We start from the raw sequence: 13,971 nt of genomic DNA, 5'->3' as shown, positions 1-13,971 counted from the left end.
GTTTCGAGGGGGGTGGGGAAGCCGCCGGTGACCAGTTCGAGGAGTTCGACGGTGCCGAGGCCCTGGCGGGCGCCGTCCGCCGCGGGCGCGGCCATCAGGACCGGGTGGAAGGTCCCGCGGGCGACGGCGCGCTCCAGGTCGTCGACGAGCGTCTTGAGGTCGATGTCCTCGCCGCCGAGGTAGCGGTCCATGAGGGTCTCGTCCTCGCTCTCCGCGATGATGCCCTCGATCAGGCGGGAGCGGGCCTCCGTGATCTGTTCGAGCTCCTCGGGCGTGGGGTCGCGCTCGACGCGGTCGCCGCCGGCGTACTCGTACACGCGCTGCGTCAGCAGGCCGAGGAGGCCGGTGACGGGTGCGTGCCCGTCGGGTCCGGCAGGGCCGTACAGCGGGAGGTAGAGGGGGATGACGGCGTCGGGGTCCTCGGCTCCGAAGGCCTCCCCGCAGACCGCGGCCATCTGGGCGTAGTCGGCACGGGCCGCGTCCAGATGGGTGATGACGATGGCGCGGGGCATGCCGACGGCCTGGCACTCCTCCCACAGCATGCGGGTGGCGCCGTCGATGCCGTCCGAGGAGGAGACGACGAAAAGGGCCGCGTCCGCGGCGCGCAGACCGGCCCTGAGCTCGCCGACGAAGTCGGCGTATCCGGGGGTGTCCAGGATGTTGACCTTGACCCCGCCCCATTCGACGGGGACGAGGGAGAGCTGTACGGAACGCTGCTGGCGGTGCTCGATCTCGTCGTGGTCGGAGACGGTGGCGCCGTCCTCGACCCGGCCGGCCCTGGTCACGGCTCCGGCGGTGAGGGCGAGGGCCTCGACGAGCGTGGTCTTGCCGGCCCCGCTGTGGCCGACCAGCACGACGTTCCGTACGGACGAGGGCCGGTCGGCCGTCGGTGCCCTGCCGGCGGCTCCGGCTTGGTGTGATGTGGCTCCCATGGTGCTCGTGCCTCCCGGGGTGACGGTGAGGAGGTGATCGGCGTCCTTCGAGCTTTGCACCGGCGTCACTCTGCGTCCATATGTAATACGCGCCGCCGTCCGGCGCATGGCGGGAGAGCGGCCGGACCTGTTCCCGCGGGTTTCCGGGAGGGGCCGGGCCGGGGTGCCGGCGGACCCCGTCGGCGCCCCGGCCGATTGCCCGGCATGAACCGGTGGGTGCGCGGGTATGCCGCTCCGGGCCGCTGGCTACGATGGGCCAGCCGGTGGCCGATGGGGCCGTACGGCCCAGCGACCCTCCGGGAAGGCCATGCTGAACAAGTACGCGCGTGCGTTCTTCACGCGTGTTCTCACGCCATTCGCCGCTTTTCTCCTCCGGCGGGGGGTGAGCCCGGACGCGGTCACGCTCATCGGCACGGCCGGTGTGGTGGCCGGAGCGCTGGTCTTCTTCCCCCGGGGCGAGTTCTTCTGGGGCACGATCACCATCACCCTCTTCGTGTTCTCCGACCTCGTCGACGGGAACATGGCCCGCCAGGCCGGGGTCTCCAGCCGCTGGGGCGCCTTCCTCGACTCCACGCTCGACCGGGTCGCCGACGCAGCGATCTTCGGCGGCCTCGCGCTCTGGTACGCGGGCCTCGGCAACGACAACGTGCTGTGCGGGGTGACGATCTTCTGCCTGGCCAGCGGCCAGGTCGTCTCGTACACCAAGGCCCGCGGCGAGTCCATCGGCCTGCCGGTGGCCGTCAACGGCCTCGTCGAGCGCGCCGAACGCCTGGTGATCTCGCTGGTCGCGGCGGGTCTGTCCGGGCTGCAGACCTTCGGCGCGCCCTCGTGGCTCGGCGTGCTGCTGCCGGTCGCGCTCTGGGTGGTGGCGGTCGGCTCCCTCGTCACCCTGATCCAGCGCGTGGTCACCGTACGCCGGGAGGCGGCCGAGGCCGACGCCGCGGCCGCCTCCGGGCCGGGTGCCGCCTGATGGGCGCCGCACAGGACCGCCTGGTCGACGGGTTGTACGGGCTCGGCTGGGCCGGAGTGAAGAAGCTCCCCGAGCCCGCTGCGGTGGCCCTCGGCCACCGGATCGCCGACTTCGCGTGGCGGCGCCGCGGCAAGGGCGTGCTGCGGCTGGAATCGAACCTCGCCCGGGTCGTGCCGGACGCCGGACCCGAGCGGCTCCGGGAGCTTTCGCAGGCGGGCATGCGCTCGTACATGCGGTACTGGATGGAGTCCTTCCGGCTGCCGGCGATGGACCCCGCCCGGTTCGGCACCGACGTGTCCATCGAGGACGACCACATCCTCAAGGAGGCCGTCGCCTCCGGCCGCGGGGTCATCGCCGCCCTGCCCCACCTGGCCAACTGGGACCTCGCCGGCGCCTGGGTCACCGGGCACCTCGGCATCCCGTTCACCACCGTCGCCGAACGCCTGAAGCCCGAGTCGCTCTACGACCGCTTCGTCGCCTACCGCGAGAGCCTCGGCATGGAGGTCCTCCCGCACAGCGGCGGAGCCGCCTTCGGCACCCTGGCACGCCGCCTCCGCGCCGGCGGCCTGATCTGCCTCGTCGCCGACCGGGACCTGTCCGCATCCGGGGTCGAGGTGGAATTCTTCGGCGCCACCGCCCGGATGCCGGCCGGACCGGCCCTGCTGGCGCAGCAGACGGGCGCCGCCCTGCTGCCCGTCACCCTGTACTACGGGGACACGCCCAGGCTGCACGGACGGATCCACCCCGAGGTGGAGGTCCCCGCCGCCGGGACCCGGACCGAGAAGACCGCCGCCATGACCCAGGCGATGGCCGACGCCTTCGCCCAGGGCATCGCCGACCACCCGCAGGACTGGCACATGCTCCAGCGGCTGTGGCTGGACGACCTGGAGGAGCGCTCCGCGTGAAGATCGGCATTGTCTGCCCGTACTCGTGGGACGTGCCGGGCGGCGTCCAGTTCCACATCCGGGACCTCGCCGAGCACCTGATCCGCCTCGGCCACGAGGTGTCGGTGCTCGCCCCGGCCGACGACGAGACCCCCCTCCCCCCGTACGTGGTCTCGGCCGGACGGGCCGTGCCGGTCCCCTACAACGGCTCGGTGGCCCGGCTGAACTTCGGGTTCCTGTCCGCGGCGCGGGTGCGGCGGTGGCTGCACGAGGGCGTCTTCGACGTGATCCACATCCACGAGCCCGCCTCGCCGTCGCTCGGCCTGCTGTCCTGCTGGGCCGCACGGGGGCCGATCGTGGCCACCTTCCACACCTCCAATCCGCGGTCCCGGGCGATGATCGCGGCGTACCCGATCCTCCAGCCGGCCCTGGAGAAGATCAGCGCGCGGATCGCGGTGAGCGAGTACGCCCGGCGCACCCTGGTCGAGCACCTGGGCGGGGACGCCGTCGTCATCCCGAACGGCGTCGACGTGGACTTCTTCGCCTCCGCCGAGCCGAAGGCCGAATGGGCCGGGCAGACCCTCGGGTTCATCGGCCGCATCGACGAGCCGCGCAAGGGCCTGCCCGTGCTGATGGCGGCGTTCCCGCGGATCGTCGAGGAGTGCCCCGACGTACGGCTCCTCGTCGCCGGCCGCGGCGACGAGGAGGAGGCCGTGGCTTCCCTGCCGGCCGAGCTGCGGGGGCGCGTGGAATTCCTCGGCATGGTCTCGGACGAGGACAAGGCGCGGCTGCTGCGCAGCGTGGACGTGTACGTCGCCCCGAACACCGGCGGGGAGAGCTTCGGCATCATCCTCGTCGAGGCCCTGTCGGCCGGGGCCGCCGTACTCGCCTCCGACCTGGACGCGTTCGCCCAGGTCCTGGACCAGGGCGCGGCGGGCGAGCTGTTCGCGAACGAGGACGCCGACGCCCTCGCCGCGACCGCGGTGAAACTGCTGCGGGACCCGCAGCGGCGGGCGGAGCTCAGCGCGCGCGGCTCCGCGCACGTGCGCCGCTTCGACTGGTCGACGGTCGCGGCCGACATCCTGGCCGTGTACGAGACCGTGACCGACGGCGCGTCGGCCGTCGCCGCCGACGAACGCGTCCCCCTGCGCACCCGCCTGGGCCTCACCCGGGACCCGTCGACCTGACCCGGCCGCCGGCCCCGCCCACCGGCCCCAGAGCCCGGGTCTGCGCCCGGCCCCGAGCCCGGCCCGCGTCCGGTCCCGGCCCGAGCCCTGCGCGCGTCCGGTCCCGGCCCGGTCCGTGTCCGGCCCCGAGCCCGGTCCCAGCTCGTGTCCGAGCCGGTCCGGGTCTGCGCCCGGCCCCGAGCCCGGTCCGTGTCCGGCCCCGGCCGCGCCCGGACCCGGGGCCGGGGGTCGGCGGGGGGTGGCGGTAGAGTCGCGGGCCGTGATCGAAACCCTTGTCTGGACCGCGCTGGTTCTTGCTGTTGCCGGGGTCTACCTCAGCTGGACCGCCGGACGCCTGGACCGGCTCCACACGCGCATGGACGCCGCCCGTGCCGCCTTGGACGCGCAGCTCGTCCGCCGCGCCTCGGTGGTGCTGGAGGTGGCCACCTCCGGCGCGCTCGACCCTGCCTCCTCGATCGTGCTGTACGAGGCCGCGCACGCCGCCCGCCAGGCCGACGAGGAGCACCGAGAGGTCGCCGAGAGCGAGCTCAGCCAGGCACTGCGCGCGGTGTTCGCCGACGCCGCCCAGGTGGAGGAGCTCAAGGCGGCCCCGGGCGGCGAGGCCGCCGCCGAGGACCTCGCCGCGGCGGTGCGCCGGGTGCCGATGGCCCGCCGCTTCCACAACGACGCCGTACGGGCGGCGCGCGCGCTGCGCCGGCACCGCAAGGTCCGCTGGTTCAGGCTGGCCGGGCACGCCCCGTTCCCCCTCGCCTTCGAGATGGACGACGAGCCCCCGGCCGATCTCGCGGACCGGCCGTAGTTGTACCCATTGGCCAAATCGAAAGGAGCCACCGGCTCCTCATTGGCCCTTGCGGTGGACTGGTCGGGGAAGGTTTGCTCGGCGGAGCATTGCCGCAGCACCATCGCAGCACCGTCTTCCTTCGAGTGAGGTTCACCCGTGAGCACGCTTTCCTCCACCCCGCAGACCCCCGAGACCGGCACTGCGCGCGTCAAGCGCGGCATGGCCGAGCAGCTCAAGGGCGGCGTGATCATGGACGTCGTCAACGCCGAGCAGGCGAAGATCGCCGAGGACGCCGGCGCCGTGGCCGTCATGGCCCTGGAGCGGGTCCCCGCGGACATCCGCAAGGACGGCGGCGTGGCCCGCATGTCGGACCCGAACATGATCGAGGAGATCATCGAGGCCGTCTCGATCCCGGTCATGGCCAAGTCCCGCATCGGCCACTTCGTCGAGGCCCAGGTGCTGCAGTCCCTCGGCGTCGACTACATCGACGAGTCCGAGGTCCTGACCCCGGCCGACGAGGTCAACCACTCCGACAAGTGGGCGTTCACCACCCCCTTCGTCTGCGGCGCCACCAACCTGGGCGAGGCCCTGCGCCGCATCGCCGAGGGCGCGGCCATGATCCGCTCGAAGGGCGAGGCCGGCACCGGCAACGTCGTCGAGGCGGTCCGCCACCTGCGCCAGATCAAGAACGAGATCGCCAAGCTGCGCGGCTTCGACAACAACGAGCTGTACGCCGCCGCCAAGGAGCTGCGCGCCCCGTACGAGCTCGTCAAGGAGGTCGCCGAGCTCGGCAAGCTCCCGGTCGTGCTGTTCTCCGCCGGCGGTGTCGCCACCCCGGCCGACGCCGCGCTGATGCGCCAGCTCGGCGCCGAGGGCGTCTTCGTCGGCTCCGGCATCTTCAAGTCGGGCGACCCGGCGAAGCGCGCCGCGGCCATCGTGAAGGCCACCACCTTCTACGACGACCCGAAGATCATCGCGGACGCGTCCCGCAACCTGGGCGAGGCCATGGTCGGCATCAACTGCGACACCCTGCCCGAGGCCGAGCGCTACGCCAACCGCGGCTGGTAAGGCACCCCCGAAGATGAACAACCCCCCCGTCATCGGCGTCCTGGCCCTCCAGGGCGACGTCCGGGAGCACCTGATCGCCCTGGCCGCGGCGGACGCCGTGGCCAGGCCGGTCCGGCGCCCCGAGGAGCTCGCCGAGGTCGACGCCCTCGTCATCCCCGGCGGCGAGTCCACGACCATGTCGAAGCTCGCCGTCCTGTTCGGCATGCTGGAGCCGCTGCGCGAGCGCGTCCGGTCCGGCATGCCCGTGTACGGCACCTGCGCCGGCATGATCATGCTCGCCGACAAGCTGCTCGGCGGCCGCGACGACCAGGAGACGCTCGGCGGCGTCGACATGATCGTCCGCCGCAACGCCTTCGGTCGCCAGAACGAGTCCTTCGAAGCGGCGATCGACTTCGCCGGCATCGAGGGCGGCCCGGTCGAGGGCGTCTTCATCCGCGCCCCGTGGGTGGAGTCGGTCGGCGCGCAGGCCGAGGTCCTGGCCACGTACGACGGCCACACGGTCGCCGTCCGCCAGGGCAACGTCCTCGCCACGTCCTTCCACCCCGAACTGACCGGGGACCACCGGGTCCACGCCTACTTCGTCGACATGGTGCGCACGGGGCCGTAATCGGCTCCCGGTAGGATCAGAGGCGAACACCATGTTGGTTACGCGAAGGAGACAGGCGGATGTCCGGCCACTCTAAATGGGCTACGACGAAGCACAAGAAGGCCGTGATCGATGCCAAGCGCGGCAAGCTCTTCGCGAAGCTGATCAAGAACATCGAGGTCGCGGCCCGCATGGGCGGTCCCGACATCGACGGCAACCCGACGCTCTTCGACGCCGTGCAGAAGGCGAAGAAGCAGTCGGTCCCGAACAAGAACATCGACTCCGCGGTCAAGCGCGGCGGCGGCCTGGAGGCCGGCGGCGCCGACTACGAGACGATCATGTACGAGGGCTACGGTCCCAACGGTGTCGCGGTGCTCATCGAGTGCCTCACCGACAACCGCAACCGTGCCGCGTCCGACGTGCGCGTCGCCATGACCCGCAACGGCGGCTCCATGGCCGACCCGGGCTCGGTCTCGTACCTGTTCAACCGCAAGGGCGTCATCATCCTGCCCAAGGGCGAGCTGTCCGAGGACGACGTCCTCGGCGCCGTGCTGGAGGCGGGTGCCGAAGAGGTCAACGACAACGGCGACACGTTCGAGATCATCAGCGAGGCCACCGACCTGGTCGCGGTCCGCACCGCGCTGCAGGAAGCCGGCATCGACTACGACTCGGCCGACTCCAGCTTCGTCCCGACCATGCAGGTCGAACTGGACGAGGAGGGGGCGCGGAAGATCTTCAAGCTGATCGACGCGCTCGAGGACAGCGACGACGTCCAGAACGTCTTCGCCAACTTCGACGTCTCGGACGAGGTCATGGAGAAGGTCGACGCCTGACCGGCGTCCACCGTCCACAGCAGGTCAGACGGGCCGACGGGGAAAACACCCCGTCGGCCCGCTGCGTTGTCGGTGCCACCCGATAGCCTGCACGCACAGGCGAGCGGGCGATCGGACGATCCGAGAAGGGGCGGGTGCGGTGCGCGTACTTGGCGTGGACCCGGGGCTGACGCGCTGCGGCGTCGGCGTGGTGGAGGGCGTGGCCGGCCGTGCCCTGACCATGCTCGGCGTGGGCGTCGTCCGGACCCCGGTCGACGCGGCGCTCGGCGACCGGCTCGTCGCCGTCGAGCAGGGCGTCGAGCAGTGGCTCGACGAGCACAGCCCGGACGTCCTCGCCGTCGAGCGCGTCTTCAGCCAGCACAACGTCAGCACGGTCATGGGCACCGCCCAGGCCAGCGCCGTCGCCATGCTGTGCGCCGCCCGGCGCGGCATACCCGTCGCCCTGCACACCCCCAGCGAGGTCAAGGCCGCCGTCACCGGCACCGGCCGGGCCGACAAGGCCCAGGTGGGCGCCATGGTCACCCGGTTGCTGCGGCTCTCCGCCCCGCCCAAGCCCGCCGACGCCGCGGACGCCCTCGCCCTCGCCATCTGCCACATCTGGCGCGCCCCCGCCCAGAACCGCCTCCAGCAGGCGGTCGCCCTGCACACCCCGAAAGGCCGTACCCGATGATCGCCTTCGTCAGCGGCCCGGTCGCCGCGCTCAGCCCCACCCTGGCCGTCGTCGAGGTCGGGGGAGTGGGCATGGCCGTGCAGTGCACCCCGAACACCATCGCCGGCCTCCGCGTGGGCGAGGAGGCGCGGCTGGCCACCTCGCTGGTCGTCCGGGAGGACTCGCTCACCCTGTACGGCTTCGCCGACGACGACGAGCGGCAGGTCTTCGAACTGCTCCAGACCGCCAGCGGCGTCGGGCCGCGCCTGGCCCAGGCCATGCTCGGCGTGCACAGCCCGGACGCGCTGCGCCGGGCCGTGGAAGCGGGTGACGAGAAGGCCCTGACCGCGGTTCCCGGCATCGGCAAGAAGGGCGCCCAGAAGCTCCTCCTCGAACTGAAGGGCAAGCTCGGCGCCCCCCAGGGCCCTGGAGCCCTGGTCGGGGCCCAGCGCGCGGCCGCCGCCGGTCCCGCCCCCTGGACCGAGCAGCTCTCCGCCGCCCTCATCGGCCTCGGCTACGCCTCCCGCGAGGCGGAGGAGGCCGTCGCGGCCGTCACCCCGCAGGCCGAGGCCGCCATCGCCGACGGCGGATCCGCGCCGGTGCCGCAGCTGCTGCGCGCCGCCCTGCAGACCCTCAACCGCGCCCGCTGACCGGCCGCGCCCCCCGCGTCCCCGCGCTCCTGCTCCCGCCGCCCGCTGACGCCGACGCACCGCCGGCCGGCAGCCGACCACCGTACGCACCGAGAAGGCAGACTGACACCGTGAACTGGGACGACGACAGCGAGCGCATTGTCGCGCCGGCCGCGGACGGCGAGGACACCGCCGTCGAGGCGGCCCTGCGCCCCAAGGACCTCGACGAGTTCGTCGGCCAGGAGAAGGTCCGCCAGCAGCTGGACCTGGTCCTCAAGGCCGCCAGGCAGCGCGGCGCCACCGCCGACCACGTCCTGCTCTCCGGCGCCCCCGGTCTCGGCAAGACCACCCTCTCGATGATCATCGCCGCGGAGATGGGGGCGCCCATCCGGATCACCTCCGGCCCCGCCATCCAGCACGCCGGCGACCTCGCCGCGATCCTCTCCTCCCTCCAGGAGGGCGAGGTCCTCTTCCTCGACGAGATCCACCGCATGTCCCGGCCCGCCGAGGAGATGCTCTACATGGCCATGGAGGACTTCCGCGTCGACGTGATCGTCGGCAAGGGCCCCGGCGCCACCGCGATCCCGCTGGAGCTGCCCCCGTTCACCCTCGTCGGGGCCACGACCCGGGCCGGCCTGCTGCCGCCCCCGCTGCGCGACCGCTTCGGCTTCACCGGCCACATGGAGTTCTACGCCCCCGAGGAGCTGGAACGCGTCATCCAGCGCTCCGCCCGCCTCCTCGACGTCGAGATCGACACCGCCGGCGCCGCCGAGATCGCCGGCCGCTCCCGCGGCACCCCGCGCATCGCCAACCGCCTGCTGCGCCGCGTACGGGACTACGCCCAGGTCCGCGCCGACGGGGTGATCACCCGCGAGGTCGCCGCCACCGCCCTGCAGGTGTACGAGGTGGACGCCCGCGGCCTCGACCGCCTCGACCGGGCCGTGCTGGAGGCCCTCCTCAAACTCTTCGGCGGCGGCCCCGTCGGCCTGTCCACCCTCGCCGTCGCCGTCGGCGAGGAGCGCGAGACCGTGGAGGAGGTCGCCGAGCCGTTCCTCGTCCGCGAGGGCCTCCTCGCCCGCACCCCGCGGGGCCGGGTCGCGACCCCCGCCGCATGGGCTCACCTGGGACTTGTCCCGCCGCAGCAGGGCGGCGGCGGATCCGGCGGCCAGCAGGGCCTGTTCGGGGTGTGACGGCGCGCAGGTTCGACCGGCCGGGAACTGCGGTGCCATGCTGGGCGTTGTTCCATCGGTGCGGACTCGCCTAGACTCCGCCGATGCCGACCCTTCGGGTCGGCGTGCCCACCCCCCGTAGAACAAGGCCGTCTCCCCGGCGGTCGTGCGAAGGATCTCCGTCCCGTGAATCTCGTGACACTCCTCCCGTTCATCGTGCTCATCGGGGCGATGTTCCTGATGACCCGCTCCGCGAAGAAGAAGCAGCAGCAGGCCGCGCAGATGCGCGACCAGATGACGCCCGGCACCGGCATCCGCACCATCGGCGGCATGTACGCCACGGTCAAGGAGGTCGGCGTGGACACCGTCACCCTTGAGGTGGCCCCCGGCGTCCACGCGATCTACGCGAAGATGGCGGTCGCCGCGGTGCTGGACGACGCGGAGTACAACCGCATCGTGCACGGCTCCGAGAACCCGGCCGACCACGACGACTCGCCCGTCGTCCCGGACGACATCTCCTCCCTGACCAAGGACGAGACCGAGCCGAAGCTCGACCTGGGCAAGAAGGACGCCCCCGAGGGCGAAGAGCCCAAGGACGGCAAGGCCGACGGCGAGGCCGGCGCGAAGTAGCAGGCGCCCGGGGACCGCGGCGGCGCCCGACCGGCGGCCGCGCGGTCCCCGCCAGTGATACTTCTGCGGGGGGCAGGGGTCCCCACCACACATTTTCGTGGCCGTCCGCGCGCTGAGCGAAGCGCCGCCCGGGCGGTTGGACAGGGAGATACGACAAGGTGGCAGCACCGAAGAAGGGCCGACGGCCCACGGGGGCTCAGGGGAGGCCGGGCCGCGCCCTGGCCTTCATCCTGATCGCGATGGTGGCGCTCACCGCGGGGATGTTCCTCTCGAAGCAGACGACCCCCCGCCTGGGCATCGACCTCGCGGGCGGTACGACCATCACGCTCAAGGCGAAGAGCGAGCCGGGCAAGCCGGACGCCGTCAACGAGACCAACATGAACACGGCCGTCGGCATCATCGACCGCCGCGTCAACGGTCTCGGCGTCTCGGAGGCCGAGGTCCAGACCCAGGGCCGCGACCACATCATCGTGAACATCCCCAAGGGGGTGAACGAGCAGCAGGCCCGCGAGCAGGTCGGCACCACCGCCCAGCTCTACTTCCGCCCGGTCCTGGCGTTCGCCGACGGTGCCCCGGCCGCCCCCGCAGCCACGCAGAGCCCGTCCGCGAGCCCGTCCGCGAGCACCTCCGGTGCCCCCAAGGCAGAGGGCAGCGCCAAGCCCGGCGCGCCGGCCAGCCCGTCGTCCAGCGCCACTTCCCAGGGCCGCGCGGTCAGTGAGGCCCTCAAGGCCCCCGCCGCCACGGCCTCTCCCTCGCCCTCGGCGAGCGAGTCGAAGAAGGCAGACGACAACAAGGCCGCCCCGTCCCCCGTCCCGACCCCGTCGGGCGTGGACGCGGCCGCCGCCGACCTCCAGGCCAGGTTCGCCGCCCTGGACTGCACCGACGAGCAGCAGCGCGCCGCAGCCGGCAAGGGTGTCAAGCCCGAGGAGCCGACGCTCGCCTGCGGCCAGCGCGGCACCGCCATGGGCAAGTGGATCCTCGGTCCGGCCGGCGTCGCCGGTACGGACGTGAAGGAAGCCAAGGGCGTCATCGACCCGCAGCGCGGTCAGTGGATCGTCACCATGCAGTTCACCGACAAGGGCGCCGACAAGTTCGCCAAGATCACCGGTGAGCTGGCCACCAAGCAGGCCCCGCAGAACCAGTTCGCGATCGTCCTCGACGGCAAGGTCATCTCCGACCCCTCCGTCAGCCAGGCGCTGACCGGCGGCAACGCCGAGATCTCCGGCGGCTTCACCCAGCAGTCCGCCCAGGACCTGGGCAACATGCTCTCGTACGGCGCCCTGCCGCTCTCCTTCAGCGAGGACAGCGTCACCACCGTCACCGCCGCCCTCGGCGGCGAGCAGCTCAAGGCCGGCCTGATCGCGGGCGCCATCGGCCTCGCCCTGGTCGTGATCTACCTGCTCGTGTACTACCGCGGCCTGTCGTTCATCGCGATCCTCAGCCTGATGGTCTCCGCGGTCCTCACGTACACGCTCATGGCGCTGCTCGGAAAGGGCATCGGCTTCGCCCTGAACCTGCCGGCCGTGTGCGGTGCGATCGTCGCCATCGGCATCACCGCGGACTCGTTCATCGTGTACTTCGAGCGCATCCGCGACGAGATCCGCGAGGGCCGCACCCTGCGTCCCGCCGTCGAGCGGGCCTGGCCGCGCGCCCGGCGCACCATCCTGGTCTCCGACTTCGTGTCGTTCCTCGCCGCCGCGGTGCTGTTCATCGTCACCGTCGGCAAGGTGCAGGGCTTCGCGTTCACGCTCGGCCTGACCACCCTGCTCGACGTGGTCGTGGTGTTCCTCTTCACCAAGCCGCTCATGACGCTGATGGCCCGTACGAAGTTCTTCTCCAGCGGACACCCGTGGTCCGGCCTGGACCCGAAGCGCCTGGGCGCCCGCCCGCCGCTGCGGAGCTCCCGCCGCCGCAACCCCGCCCCCGTCGAAGCAAAGGAGGCGTGAGATGTCGAAGCTCGGAGATCTCGGCGCCAAGCTGTACCGCGGCGAGGTCGGCTACGACTTCGTCGGCAAGCGCTTCATCTGGTACGGCGTCTCGATCCTGATCACCATCACGGCGATCGTGGGCCTGGCCGTCCAGGGCCTCAACATGGGCATCGAGTTCAAGGGCGGTGCCGTCTTCACCACCGGCAAGACGACCGTCTCGGACGTCAAGGCCCGGGAGCTCGCCAAGGAGGCCTCCGGCCACGCGGCGATCGTCCAGAAGCTCGGCAACGGCACCCTGCGCATCCAGATCGCCAGCCTGGACACCGACTCCGCCAACGACGTCAAGAAGGAACTGGCGGTCGGCCTCAAGATGCCGGCGGAGGAGATCAACGCCGACCTGGTCGGCCCCAGCTGGGGCGAGCAGATCGCGAACAAGGCCTGGACCGGCCTCGCCGTCTTCATGGTCCTCGTGGTGATCTACCTCGCCATCGCCTTCGAATGGCGCATGGCGGTCGCCGCGCTGATCGCCCTGATCCACGACCTCACCATCACGGTCGGCGTGTACGCGCTCGTCGGCTTCGAGGTCACCCCGGGCACCGTGATCGGTCTGCTGACCATCCTCGGCTACTCCCTCTACGACACCGTCGTCGTCTTCGACGGTCTGAAGGAGGGCTCGAAGGACATCACCAAGCAGACCCGCTACACCTTCGGCGAGATCGCCAACCGCAGCATCAACGGCACCCTGGTCCGCTCGATCAACACCACGGTCGTGGCGCTGCTCCCGGTCGCCGGCCTGCTGTTCATCGGCGGCGGCTTCCTGGGCGCCGGCATGCTGAACGACATCTCGCTGTCGCTGTTCGTCGGCCTCGCGGCCGGTGCGTACTCCTCGATCTTCATCGCGACCCCGCTGGTCGTGGACCTCAAGGAGCGCGAGCCGGCGATGAAGGCCCTGCGCAAGCGGGTCCTCGCCAAGCGGGCCGCCGCGGCCGCCAAGGGCGAGTCCGCGGAGGACGAGGCGTACGCCGCCGACGAGACGCCGCAGATCGTGGCACAGGGCCGGGCCGCGGGGCGGCGGCGATGACCGCACTGCCCCCCGAGGTCCGCGAGCTGCTCCTCAGCCGCATCAAGGACGTGCCGGACTACCCGAAGCCGGGCGTGATGTTCAAGGACATCACCCCGCTGCTGGCCGATCCGGCGGCCTTCGCCGCGCTGACGGACACCCTCGCCGGGCTGGCCGCCCGCTACGGCGCGACGAAGATCGTCGGCCTGGAGGCGCGCGGGTTCATCCTCGCCGCCCCCGCGGCCGTCCAGGCGGGCATCGGCTTCGTGCCGGTCCGCAAGGCCGGCAAGCTGCCCGGGGCGACCCTCGCCCAGGCGTACGAGCTGGAGTACGGCACCGCCGAGATCGAGGTCCACGCCGAGGACCTCCGGGCCGGCGACCGGGTCATGATCATCGATGACGTCCTGGCCACGGGCGGTACGGCCCACGCCTCGCTGTCGCTGATCCGCCGGGCCGGCGCCGAGGTCGCCGGTGTGGCGGTGCTCATGGAGCTGTCGTTCCTGCCGGGACGGGAGCGGCTGGCCGAAGCCCTGGCGGGCGCACCACTGGACGCCCTGATCGTCGTCTGACGACCGTTCGGCGCAACGGCGGCCGCGCAACCGCGCATCGGAGCGGCGGGCACCGGGAATCCTCCCCGGGCCCGCCGCTCCGGCACATCCGGGCCC

Annotated in this window: 15 protein-coding genes; 14 read left to right on the top strand and 1 reads right to left on the bottom strand. The window is 72.1% G+C overall.

Annotation, left to right across the window (positions count from 1 at the left end):
* On the bottom strand, positions 1–932 hold a 932-nt coding region (locus tag HYE82_RS25205; RefSeq protein WP_179176441.1), incomplete at its 3' end, for a GTP-binding protein.
* A 307-nt stretch (positions 933–1,239) separates the two neighbouring features.
* On the opposite strand from HYE82_RS25205, the gene pgsA reads away from it, so the two are divergent.
* The 14 genes from pgsA to HYE82_RS25135 all read left to right on the top strand — a co-directional run bounded on the left by pgsA (position 1,240) and on the right by HYE82_RS25135 (position 13,875).
* Positions 1,240–1,902, top strand: a complete 663-nt coding sequence (gene pgsA, locus HYE82_RS25200; RefSeq protein WP_179176440.1) for a phosphatidylinositol phosphate synthase — start codon at positions 1,240–1,242, stop codon at positions 1,900–1,902.
* Entirely contained in the window at positions 1,902–2,807 is a 906-nt protein-coding gene (locus tag HYE82_RS25195) for a phosphatidylinositol mannoside acyltransferase (protein ID WP_179176439.1), read from the top strand. Before pgsA ends, HYE82_RS25195 begins: the two co-directional genes overlap by 1 nt.
* A complete protein-coding gene (locus tag HYE82_RS25190) occupies positions 2,804–3,973 on the top strand; it encodes a glycosyltransferase family 4 protein (protein WP_179176438.1) in 1,170 nt (389 codons plus the stop codon). Before HYE82_RS25195 ends, HYE82_RS25190 begins: the two co-directional genes overlap by 4 nt.
* A gap of 259 nt (positions 3,974–4,232) precedes the next feature.
* Positions 4,233–4,772, top strand: a complete 540-nt coding sequence (locus HYE82_RS25185) for a hypothetical protein (RefSeq protein WP_179176437.1) — start codon at positions 4,233–4,235, stop codon at positions 4,770–4,772.
* A gap of 138 nt (positions 4,773–4,910) precedes the next feature.
* The gene (gene pdxS, locus HYE82_RS25180; RefSeq protein ID WP_179176436.1) at positions 4,911–5,822 is read left to right on the top strand and encodes a pyridoxal 5'-phosphate synthase lyase subunit PdxS; all 912 of its coding nucleotides are present in this window, start codon (positions 4,911–4,913) and stop codon (positions 5,820–5,822) included.
* A 13-nt stretch (positions 5,823–5,835) separates the two neighbouring features.
* Complete coding sequence (pdxT, locus tag HYE82_RS25175) at positions 5,836–6,429, top strand: pyridoxal 5'-phosphate synthase glutaminase subunit PdxT (RefSeq protein ID WP_179176435.1); 594 nt, start codon at positions 5,836–5,838, stop codon at positions 6,427–6,429.
* A 59-nt stretch (positions 6,430–6,488) separates the two neighbouring features.
* Positions 6,489–7,241, top strand: a complete 753-nt coding sequence (locus tag HYE82_RS25170) for a YebC/PmpR family DNA-binding transcriptional regulator (protein ID WP_179176434.1) — start codon at positions 6,489–6,491, stop codon at positions 7,239–7,241.
* A 139-nt stretch (positions 7,242–7,380) separates the two neighbouring features.
* Entirely contained in the window at positions 7,381–7,911 is a 531-nt protein-coding gene (gene ruvC, locus HYE82_RS25165) for a crossover junction endodeoxyribonuclease RuvC (protein WP_179176433.1), read from the top strand.
* Positions 7,908–8,540, top strand: coding sequence for a Holliday junction branch migration protein RuvA (ruvA, locus tag HYE82_RS25160; protein ID WP_179176432.1), 633 nt, complete (start codon positions 7,908–7,910; stop codon positions 8,538–8,540). Before ruvC ends, ruvA begins: the two co-directional genes overlap by 4 nt.
* Before the next feature lie 110 nt (positions 8,541–8,650).
* Entirely contained in the window at positions 8,651–9,709 is a 1,059-nt protein-coding gene (gene ruvB / locus HYE82_RS25155) for a Holliday junction branch migration DNA helicase RuvB (RefSeq protein WP_179176431.1), read from the top strand.
* Between the two features lie 165 nt (positions 9,710–9,874).
* On the top strand, positions 9,875–10,318 hold the full coding sequence (gene yajC, locus HYE82_RS25150; RefSeq protein ID WP_179176430.1) for a preprotein translocase subunit YajC: 444 nt from the start codon (positions 9,875–9,877) through the stop codon (positions 10,316–10,318).
* Positions 10,319–10,476: 158 nt separating this feature from the next.
* Entirely contained in the window at positions 10,477–12,264 is a 1,788-nt protein-coding gene (secD, locus tag HYE82_RS25145) for a protein translocase subunit SecD (protein WP_179176429.1), read from the top strand.
* A 1-nt stretch (position 12,265) separates the two neighbouring features.
* The gene (secF, locus tag HYE82_RS25140) at positions 12,266–13,327 is read left to right on the top strand and encodes a protein translocase subunit SecF (RefSeq protein ID WP_179176428.1); all 1,062 of its coding nucleotides are present in this window, start codon (positions 12,266–12,268) and stop codon (positions 13,325–13,327) included.
* Complete coding sequence (locus HYE82_RS25135; protein WP_179176427.1) at positions 13,324–13,875, top strand: adenine phosphoribosyltransferase; 552 nt, start codon at positions 13,324–13,326, stop codon at positions 13,873–13,875. Before secF ends, HYE82_RS25135 begins: the two co-directional genes overlap by 4 nt.
* Positions 13,876–13,971 lie beyond the last annotated feature (96 nt).

The sequence above is a fragment of the Streptomyces sp. BR123 genome (genome assembly GCF_013401435.1).
Classification (GTDB): Bacteria; Actinomycetota; Actinomycetes; order Streptomycetales; family Streptomycetaceae; genus Streptomyces.
The sequence above is the reverse complement of the archived record's forward strand: the minus strand, read 5'-3'. Positions and strand labels throughout refer to the sequence as shown.

What these genes read in the sequence shown, in the direction of transcription:
- pgsA (WP_179176440.1), top strand. Translation starts at nt 1,240, where the DNA reads ATGCTGAACAAGTACGCGCGTGCGTTCTTCACGCGTGTTCTCACGCCA.
- HYE82_RS25195 (WP_179176439.1), top strand. Translation starts at nt 1,902, where the DNA reads ATGGGCGCCGCACAGGACCGCCTGGTCGACGGGTTGTACGGGCTCGGC.
- pdxT (WP_179176435.1), top strand. Translation starts at nt 5,836, where the DNA reads ATGAACAACCCCCCCGTCATCGGCGTCCTGGCCCTCCAGGGCGACGTC.
- HYE82_RS25170 (WP_179176434.1), top strand. Translation starts at nt 6,489, where the DNA reads ATGTCCGGCCACTCTAAATGGGCTACGACGAAGCACAAGAAGGCCGTG.
- ruvA (WP_179176432.1), top strand. Translation starts at nt 7,908, where the DNA reads ATGATCGCCTTCGTCAGCGGCCCGGTCGCCGCGCTCAGCCCCACCCTG.
- secF (WP_179176428.1), top strand. Translation starts at nt 12,266, where the DNA reads ATGTCGAAGCTCGGAGATCTCGGCGCCAAGCTGTACCGCGGCGAGGTC.
- HYE82_RS25135 (WP_179176427.1), top strand. Translation starts at nt 13,324, where the DNA reads ATGACCGCACTGCCCCCCGAGGTCCGCGAGCTGCTCCTCAGCCGCATC.